Raw genomic sequence first — 1,981 nt, 5'->3', positions numbered from 1 at the left:
TATGATTTTTTCTTCATTGATGTTGTCGATCTTGCCATGGTTCACCTCATCGTAACGTATGACGTTCTTGAGGTGTCCACCGTTACTGGGCAGGATCATACTGTCACTTTGGTTATTACCTCCCAATGAGCTACCACTCACCTCAAGCTGATAATTTCCAGGTTGCAGCTGACGAATAAGTTCGAAGTGCCCCCGTGGGCTGGAAGCTTCTGCTACCTGCTGTCCCGCCTCATTATAAAGAACAGCTGAAATGCGGTTGCCAGTGCTTGTAATGCCCGGAAAATGTTCACTTGTCACTTGGAGGGTAGTCGCTTGTTCAATATTAATATTGAAACGCTTCGAGTGCCCCTGAGCAAGCATCTGTGTAGAAGATACGCCTCTTTCTAGTAAGGGAAGATTCTGTGTTGTATTGCCTAAGCTCGCTAATACAGGTGTAGAGAGGATACTTGCTACTACTGCACTAAAAACAATTGCTTTAATTTTCATGGTGGTTTACTCCGCTGGTTATTTACAATTTAACAATAACCTTAGAGTATGAATTGAAGCTGAATTTAGTGGTTTATTAGCAAAAAAAACGCCACCTTTCGGTGGCGCAAGTTATAGAGTGCTTAACGATTTAAAATATTAACCTGACACCTGCCACCACGCCGGTATCTTCGGTATTATTCCCGCCAGCACGAGAAAGGTCAGCGGTATCGCCATACTCTTTTACCCAGTAAGCGCCCACGTAAGGCGCAAAGCGTCTGGTCACTTCGTAGCCCAGGCGCATGCCGACACGCACTGAGTTAAGGCCCTCACCCACACCAAACTCCTTAACTTCGCTGGCAGCTACGGCAATTTCGGTACGCGGCTGTAGGTAGAGCCGCTGAGTCAGGCGCAGATCGTACTCGCTTTCCAGGCTGGCGGAGATATCGCCTTCATCGCTTATCATCAAGTCGAGATCGGTCTCGAAGCGATAGGGGGCGAGCCCCAATAGGCTGATGACGCCGAAATAGCGTTCGGGATAGTTATTCGTAGCGATACCGCCCTGATAACCGATGCCGCCCTGAAGTTCCCAGAAGTCGGCAATCAAACGACTATAAAGCAGGTCGAGGGACTCGAATTCTGCATCTTCGCCATCGCCCTGGACGTTTTCGCCTTCGCCTTCCACGTATAGGCGATTGAAATCACCGCCATACCAGGCCTGGAAATCCCAGACCAAGGCATCCCCCCCCTTGTCGGGCGAAGCATATTCCAAGCGATCGACCCGTACCGTGGTCATCGGGTGCTCCACGACCGGTGACGGCCAGCCGGCCGGGGCGTCATAGCCGTCTTCGGCTTGAGCAGTCGTGGCGGCGGCCATGCCGAGGGCGGCGCTGGCGAGGGTTACGTAGTACTTGGTTTTCATACTGCCTCCTTAAGAAACCTGAACAACGCGGAACATGCCAGCATCCATGTGATAGAGAAGGTGGCAGTGGAACGCCCAACTGCCCTCGGCGTCTGCAGTGATCAGCGCAGACACGCGCTCGCCGGGCTTCACGTTCAAGGTGTGTTTGCGCGGAATCAATTCACCCTGGCCGTTTTCCAGCTCCATCCACATGCCGTGGAGGTGGATAGGATGCTCCATCATGGTGTCGTTAATCATAATTAGGCGCAGCCGCTCATCTTTCTCAAAATGAATAGGGCCGGTCACTTCGCTAAACTTCTTACCGTCGAACGACCACATATAACGCTCCATATTGCCGGTCAGGTGCAGCTCAAGCTCACGGCCTGGCTCACGGCGATCAGGCCATGGTGTGATCGCTTTGAGATCCCGGTAAACCAATACGCGTCTTTCGTCAGGATCAATGCCGATGCCCGCCTGGTTATAGCGAGAGCCCGGCTGAGCTTCACCGGCGAGAAGCAAACCATTTGCGCCTATTTTGGCCTGCTCGGCTGCCATCCCCCCCATAGTAGAGTGATCCATGCCTTGCATGTTGGACATACCGGAGTGATCCATCCC

Annotated in this window: 3 protein-coding genes; all 3 read right to left on the bottom strand. The window is 52.2% G+C overall.

The window, feature by feature from the left end:
* Positions 1-486: hypothetical protein (locus BIS10_RS18570; RefSeq protein ID WP_253507714.1), on the bottom strand; the 486-nt coding region annotated here is incomplete at its 3' end.
* 130 nt (positions 487-616) lie between these two features.
* The gene (locus tag BIS10_RS18565) at positions 617-1,387 is read right to left on the bottom strand and encodes a copper resistance protein B (RefSeq protein WP_253507711.1); all 771 of its coding nucleotides are present in this window, start codon (positions 1,385-1,387) and stop codon (positions 617-619) included.
* A gap of 9 nt (positions 1,388-1,396) precedes the next feature.
* Positions 1,397-1,981 (bottom strand): multicopper oxidase domain-containing protein (locus BIS10_RS18560; protein ID WP_253507708.1); only part of this gene is annotated, 585 nt, incomplete at its 5' end.

Origin of the sequence: Halomonas sp. 707B3 (assembly GCF_024158645.1) — a bacterium.
Lineage (GTDB): Bacteria > Pseudomonadota > Gammaproteobacteria > Pseudomonadales > Halomonadaceae > Vreelandella > Vreelandella lionensis.
This window is presented reverse-complemented; position numbering and strand designations above follow the sequence as displayed.

Excerpts from the sequence above, each read along its gene's own strand:
- BIS10_RS18565 (WP_253507711.1), bottom strand. The coding sequence starts at position 1,387 with ATGAAAACCAAGTACTACGTAACCCTCGCCAGCGCCGCCCTCGGCATG.